General features: G+C 73.3%; 5 protein-coding genes. 2 read left to right on the top strand and 3 right to left on the bottom strand.

The window, feature by feature from the left end:
- A partial coding sequence (locus tag ABZV94_RS39390) for an ATP-binding protein (protein WP_356349533.1) occupies window positions 1–1,191 on the bottom strand: 1,191 nt, incomplete at its 3' end.
- A gap of 170 nt (window positions 1,192–1,361) precedes the next feature.
- Window positions 1,362–2,192: a helix-turn-helix transcriptional regulator gene (locus ABZV94_RS39385; protein WP_356349530.1), complete on the bottom strand. Its 831-nt coding sequence runs from the start codon at window positions 2,190–2,192 to the stop codon at window positions 1,362–1,364.
- A gap of 115 nt (window positions 2,193–2,307) precedes the next feature.
- Between ABZV94_RS39385 and ABZV94_RS39380 the strand changes: the two genes are divergently transcribed.
- Both ABZV94_RS39380 and ABZV94_RS39375 read left to right on the top strand, forming a co-directional pair.
- Window positions 2,308–3,981 (top strand): AMP-binding protein, encoded by a 1,674-nt coding sequence (locus ABZV94_RS39380; RefSeq protein WP_356349528.1) that lies wholly within the window; start codon window positions 2,308–2,310, stop codon window positions 3,979–3,981.
- Entirely contained in the window at window positions 3,978–5,570 is a 1,593-nt protein-coding gene (locus ABZV94_RS39375) for an AMP-binding protein (protein ID WP_356349525.1), read from the top strand. The genes ABZV94_RS39380 and ABZV94_RS39375 overlap by 4 nt, the downstream gene beginning before the upstream one ends.
- Before the next feature lie 126 nt (window positions 5,571–5,696).
- Here ABZV94_RS39375 and ABZV94_RS39370 read toward each other — a convergent pair.
- Window positions 5,697–6,201: hypothetical protein (locus ABZV94_RS39370; protein WP_356349523.1), on the bottom strand; the 505-nt coding region annotated here is incomplete at its 5' end.

The raw sequence follows: 6,201 nt of genomic DNA, 5'->3' as shown, positions 1-6,201 counted from the left end.
GTCCCGGGCGAGGGCGGCGGCCTCGGCGAGCCGGGCGGCGACCTCCGGGTCGGTGCCGGTGGTGGCGAGCGCCAGGTGCCGGGCGCGTTCGATCGGGTCGGAGGCGGCGGTGGACAGCGCCGCGTGCGCGGCCCGCCGTTCGTGCGCGGGCGCCTCCGCGTACAGCGCGGCGGAGATCAGCGGGTGCGCGAACCGTACGGCCGGGGCGTCCGGCTCGGTGGCCAGCAGCCCCAGTTCTGCGGCCTGGGCGCACTCGGCCTCGGCGTTCTCCCGGCCGGCCGCGTGCAGCAGGGCCGGGGTGGGGCGGGCGCCGGCGCTGGCCACGAGCAGGGTGCGGCGGGCCTCTACCGAGAGCATGTCGAGCCGGCTGAGCACCAGGGCGCGCAGCGAGGTCGGCACGGGCAGCGGCTCGCCCGCCCGGGGCGGGGTGGGGCTGTCGGCGAGGGCGCGGCCCAGCTCCAGGGCGAACAGGGGGTTGCCGCCGCTGGTGCGGTGGATCTCGCGGACCGTGGAGCGGGACAGGCAGCCGTGGCCGCGGTGGTCGAGCAGCTCGGCGACCTGGCCGCGCGAGAGCGGGCCCAGCCGGACCGCGAGGGTGCCCGGCGGACAGGCGCGCAGGTGACGGCCGTACTCCTGGCTGTCCTGGCCCTCCGTGCGGACCGCGCAGAGCAGTTGTACCGGAGTGCCCTCCAGGCGCCGGGCGGCGAAGCCGAGGAGTTCGGCGCTGGCCGGGTCCAGCCACTGCAGGTCGTCGGCGACGACCAGGACGGGGCCGTGGGCGGCGAGGGCGCGCAGCGCGGAGAGCACGGCCAGGCGCAGGGCGAGTCCGTCGCGCTGGAGGCTGGACTCGCCGCGGCCGGTCAGCGCCGACTCCAGGGCGGTGCGCTGGGCGGCGGGCAGCCGCGGGGAGACCTCGTCGAGCACCAGGCCGAGGAGGTCGGCGAGGGCGAGGAAGGGGAGGTGGGATTCGGACTCGGTCGCCGAGCAGCGCAACACCGTGTGCGCGGTGGCGCCGTATTCCTCGGCCAATGCCCGCAGGACGGTGGATTTTCCTATTCCGGCGGGGCCGTGGAGCAGCACACTGCCCCCGGAGGCGAGTTGCCCACGGGCGCCGGCGAACAGCTCCTCGCGGCCGATGACCAGGTCGGGGCGGCACCTGGCAGACTCCTGGAAGTCCCGTCGCACGGTCACCGCTCCCCTCGTGTGTCGTGTCCGTACCAAATTCTAGGCAACGATCCTTGAAATTCGGACGGAAGCCCTGGTGAGGGAAATAACAAACGGTCAAGCAGAGGGAAATTCAAAGCGGCAGCCGATGAATGGTCAGGTTTCGTGACCGGCGGGTTTCCTGGCCGGTCACGGGGCTACGGCAGCAGCCCCGCCCTGCGCGCCGCGGTCACCGCCTCCCCTCGGGTGTGCGCGCCCAGCTTCCGCATCGCCGAACGCAGATATCCCTCGACCGTCTCCGGGCCGATGCCCAGCCGCTCGGCCACCGCCGCGTTGGTGGCCCCCGCCGCCACCCAGGACAGCACGTCCACCTCGCGTGGCGCCAGGGTCACGCCCCCGGCTCGCGGCGGCGCGGTCAGCAGCCCGCACGCGTCCAGCAGTTCGGCCCGCAGCACCGGGTCGGCGATCCGGGGGGCCAGCGCCCGCAGCGCCGCGTGCGCCTCGCGCACCTGTTCCCACACGGCACCGTCGTCGGTGCCGGTCCGCTCGGGCCGGGCCGCCGCCAGCAGTTCCCGCGCCTCGTCCCGCACCACCAGCGTCTGCTCCACGTCCCGCGCCACCGCCACCGCCGCGCCCAGCGCACGGTCACCGAGCGGCCGGGCCGAACGCAGCGCGCCGTACAGCACCCCGCGCACCCGGCGCCGCACCACGACCGGCACGGCGAGCACCGCGCGGATGCCCTCGGCGGCCACCGGCACGTCGTACTCGTGGCTGATCTGCCGCGAGCTGGAGTAGTCGGTCACCGCGCACGGCCGGGCCAGCGCCACCGCCTTGCCGCCGAGCCCGCTGCCGGAGGTCACCGCGAGCGAGCGCAGCGCGGCCGTGGTCGTGCCGCTCAGCTCGCTGATCCGGATCTGCGGCCGGCCGGACTCCACCAGGCCGCCGAAGGCGACGGGCAGTCCCGTCGCCCGCCGCAGCCGGGCCAGCGCGCCACCGATCTCCACCGCCCCCACCGCGTCTGCCGTCACCCGTCCGCCCTTTCGGCCGCCCACACCCCCGTTCGGGGGTAGTGAGACCCGCATCACGGATTAGACGATGCCAGAGAGCCGCCCGGCAATGGTCCGGAGCATAGGAGGACAACCGATGACGACGGCGACGGAGATGTTCCGCAGGGCACGGGACTTCCTGCTGGAACACCGCGAGGACTACGCCACCGCCTACGACGGCTTCCGCTGGCCCCGCCCCGAGCACTTCAACTGGGCGCTGGACTGGTTCGACGAGATCGCCGACGGCAACGACCGCACCGCGCTGCACATCGTCGAGGAGGACGGCACCGAGACCCGGCTGTCCTTCGCGGAGCTGTCCGAACGGTCGAACCGGGTGGCCCGGTGGCTGCGCGAGCGCGGGGTCGCCGCCGAGGACCGCGTCCTCGTCATGCTCGGCAACCAGGCCGAGCTGTGGGAGACCGCGCTGGCCGCGATGAAGCTGCGCGCGGTCGTCATCCCGGCCACCCCGCTGCTCGGCCCGGCCGACCTCGCCGACCGCGTGGAGCGGGGCCGGGTGAAACACGTCGTCGTCCGGGCGGAGGACACCGCCAAGTTCGCCGACGTGCCCGGCACCTACACCCGGATCTCCGTCGGCGGCCTGCCGCAGGAGGGCTGGGAGCCGTACGAGGACGCCTACGCGGCCCCCGCCGACTTCGTCCCGGACGGCCCGACCCTGGCCGACGACCCGCTGATGCTGTATTTCACCTCCGGCACGACCGCCCGCCCCAAGCTGGTCGAGCACACCCACACCTCGTACCCGGTCGGGCACCTGGCCACCATGTACTGGATCGGCCTCAAGCCCGGCGACGTCCACCTGAACATCTCCTCGCCCGGCTGGGCCAAGCACGCCTGGTCCAACCTGTTCGCGCCGTGGAACGCCGAGGCGACCGTCTTCGTCTTCAACTACACCCGCTTCGACGCCGCCCGGCTGATGGCCGAGATGGACCGCGCCGGCGTCACGACCTTCTGCGCCCCGCCGACCGTGTGGCGGATGCTCATCCAGGCCGACCTCGGGCAGCTGCGCACCCCGCCCCGCGAGATCGTGGCCGCCGGCGAGCCGCTCAACCCCGAGGTCATCGAGCAGGTGCGGCGCGCCTGGGGGGTGACCGTCCGGGACGGCTTCGGGCAGACCGAGACGGCCGTGCAGGTCTCCAACAGCCCCGGCCAGCCGCTGAAGACCGGCTCCATGGGCCGCCCCAGCCCCGGCTTCCGGGTGGAACTGCTGGACCCGGTCTCCGGCGCGCCCGGCGCCACCGAGGGCGAGATCGCGCTCGACCTCGCCGAGCGCCCCGTCGGCCTGATGACCGGCTATCACGGCGACCCCGACCGCACGGCGGAGGCCATGGCGGGCGGCTACTACCGCACCGGGGACATCGCCACCAGGGACGAGGAGGGGTATCTCACCTACATCGGGCGCAGCGACGACGTCTTCAAGGCCTCCGACTACAAGGTGAGCCCGTTCGAGCTGGAGAGCGCGCTGCTGGAGCACGAGGCGGTGGCCGAGGCGGCCGTCGTCCCCGCCCCGGACGCCCTGCGGCTCGCCGTGCCCAAGGCGTACGTCGTCCTCGCCGAGGGCTGGGAGCCCGGCCCGGACACCGCGAAGGTCATCTTCGAGCACTCCCGTGACGTGCTCGCGCCCTACAAGCGCATCCGCCGGCTGGAGTTCGGCGCGCTGCCCAAGACCGTGTCCGGCAAGATCCGCCGGATCGAGCTGCGCGAGGCCACGGCGGCCGGCTCGGAGAACGAGTACCGCGAGGAGGACTTCCGGTGACCCCGCAGCTGTCGTACACGCACGGGACGAGCCCCACCGCGCTGCTCGGCGACACCATCGGCGCCAACCTGGACCGGGCCGTGGCGACCTGGCCGGACCGCGAGGCACTGGTCGACGTGCCGTCCGGGCGGCGCTGGACCTACGCGGAATTCGGCGCGGCGGTCGAGGAGTTGGCGCGGGCTCTGGTGGCCGGCGGGATCGCCAAGGGCGACCGGGTGGGCATCTGGGCGGTGAACTGCCCGGAGTGGGTGCTGGTGCAGTACGCCACCGCGCGCATCGGCGCCATCATGGTCAACATCAATCCGGCCTACCGCACCCACGAGGTCGAGTACGTCCTCAGACAGTCGGGCGTCGCGCTGCTGGTGGCCTCCCTGCGCCACAAGACGAGCGACTACCGGGCGATGGCCGAGCAGGTGCGGGGGAACTGCCCCGAGCTGCGCGAGATCGTGTACATCGGCGACCGCAGCTGGGACGAACTGCTCGCACGGGCGACGCCCGACGTGCCGTACGAGGAGCTGTCCTGCGACGACCCCATCAACATCCAGTACACGTCGGGCACGACCGGTTTCCCGAAGGGCGCCACCCTCTCCCACCACAACATCCTCAACAACGGCTACTTCGTGGGGGAGTCGATCGCCTACACCGAGCAGGACCGCGTCTGCGTCCCGGTGCCCTTCTACCACTGCTTCGGCATGGTCATGGGCAATCTCGCGGCCACCTCGCACGGCGCCTGCGTGGTCATACCGGCGCCGTCCTTCGACCCGGCGGCCACGCTGGAGGCGGTGCAGCGGGAGCGGTGCACGTCGCTGTACGGCGTCCCGACCATGTTCATCGCGGAGCTGAACCTCCCCGGCTTCGCCTCCTACGACCTCTCCACCCTGCGCACCGGCATCATGGCGGGCTCTCCGTGCCCGGTGGAGGTGATGAAACGCGTGGTGGCCGAGATGCACATGGAGCAGGTCTCCATCTGCTACGGCATGACGGAGACGTCCCCGGTCTCCTTGCAGACGCGGATCGAGGACGACCTGGAGCACCGCACCGCCACCGTCGGCCGGGTCCTGCCCCACCTGGAGGTCAAGGTCGTCGACCCGGCCACGGGCGTGACCCTGCCGCGCGGCACGGCGGGCGAGCTGTGCACGCGCGGCTACAGCGTGATGCTCGGCTACTGGAACGAGCCGGAGAAGACGGCCGAGGCTATCGACGCGGGCCGCTGGATGCACACCGGGGACCTCGCGGTGATGCGTGAGGACGGGTACGTCGAGATCGTCGGCCGGATCAAGGACATGATCATCCGGGGCGGTGAGAACATCTACCCGCGCGAGATCGAGGAGTTCCTGTACGCCCACCCGAAGATCCGGGACGTCCAGGTCGTCGGGGTGCCGCACGAGCGGTACGGCGAGGAGGTCCTCGCCTGCGTCATCCCGAGCGACCCCGCCGACCCGCTCACGCTGGAGGAGCTGCGGGACTTCTGCGCGGGGCGGCTCGCGCACTACAAGGTCCCCAGCAGGCTCCAGCTCCTCGACGCCTTCCCGATGACGGTGTCCGGAAAAGTCCGCAAAGTGGAGCTGCGGGACGCGTACGGGGCGTGATGCCGGGTGTGAAACGGCCGGGAACGAGCATCCGGTGAATGCTCCACGGCGGTCCCCGGGCGAGCGCACGGTCGGCGGCGCGCTCGGCCCGGGGAGCGTCGGGCGGGCCCGGTTCCCGGGGAACGGTCAGACCCGTCCGTCCCGTTCCCTCGTTCCGTGTTCCGGTGCGCCCGTGGTGCGCAGGGTGCCGGCGGGCTCGTTCACCGGCTGCGGGACGCCCGCGAGGTCGAGCACGAACAGCGGGACGCCGAGGGCGTCCGCGCCGGCCCGGGCGGCGTGGGTGTAGCCGGCGAGGGAGAAGTACACGCACTCGGCGGACTCGGTCATCGCCGTCAGCCACAGGCACTCCACGTCCCGGGGCCCGGCCGGCCGTACGGTCGGGTCGACCTGGGCGAGCAGTCCGCGGGCGGCGAGTCCGATGCCGTTCGGCGGGCGCTGGTCCGCCCGGCGGATGTCCCGGTAGCCGAGCCAGCGGAGGTAGAGCGCGGCGGTGGTGACGGCATCCCGGGCGGTACGGATGGCGCGGGGCCGGAAGGGGGGACGGTGGCCGGGGGAGGGGCCGGCGCCGGCCGGTTCCCGGGCGCCTGCTGGTCCCTGCGCGCCGGCGGCCCCCGGTGGGTCGGACGGTCCG

The organism is Streptomyces sp. NPDC004658 (genome assembly GCF_040609555.1).
GTDB lineage: Bacteria > Actinomycetota > Actinomycetes > Streptomycetales > Streptomycetaceae > Streptomyces.
The sequence above is the reverse complement of the archived record's forward strand: the minus strand, read 5'-3'. Positions and strand labels throughout refer to the sequence as shown.

Bases quoted from the DNA above. Each gene is read 5' to 3' on its own strand.
- ABZV94_RS39380 (WP_356349528.1), top strand. From the start codon at position 2,308: ATGACGACGGCGACGGAGATGTTCCGCAGGGCACGGGACTTCCTGCTG.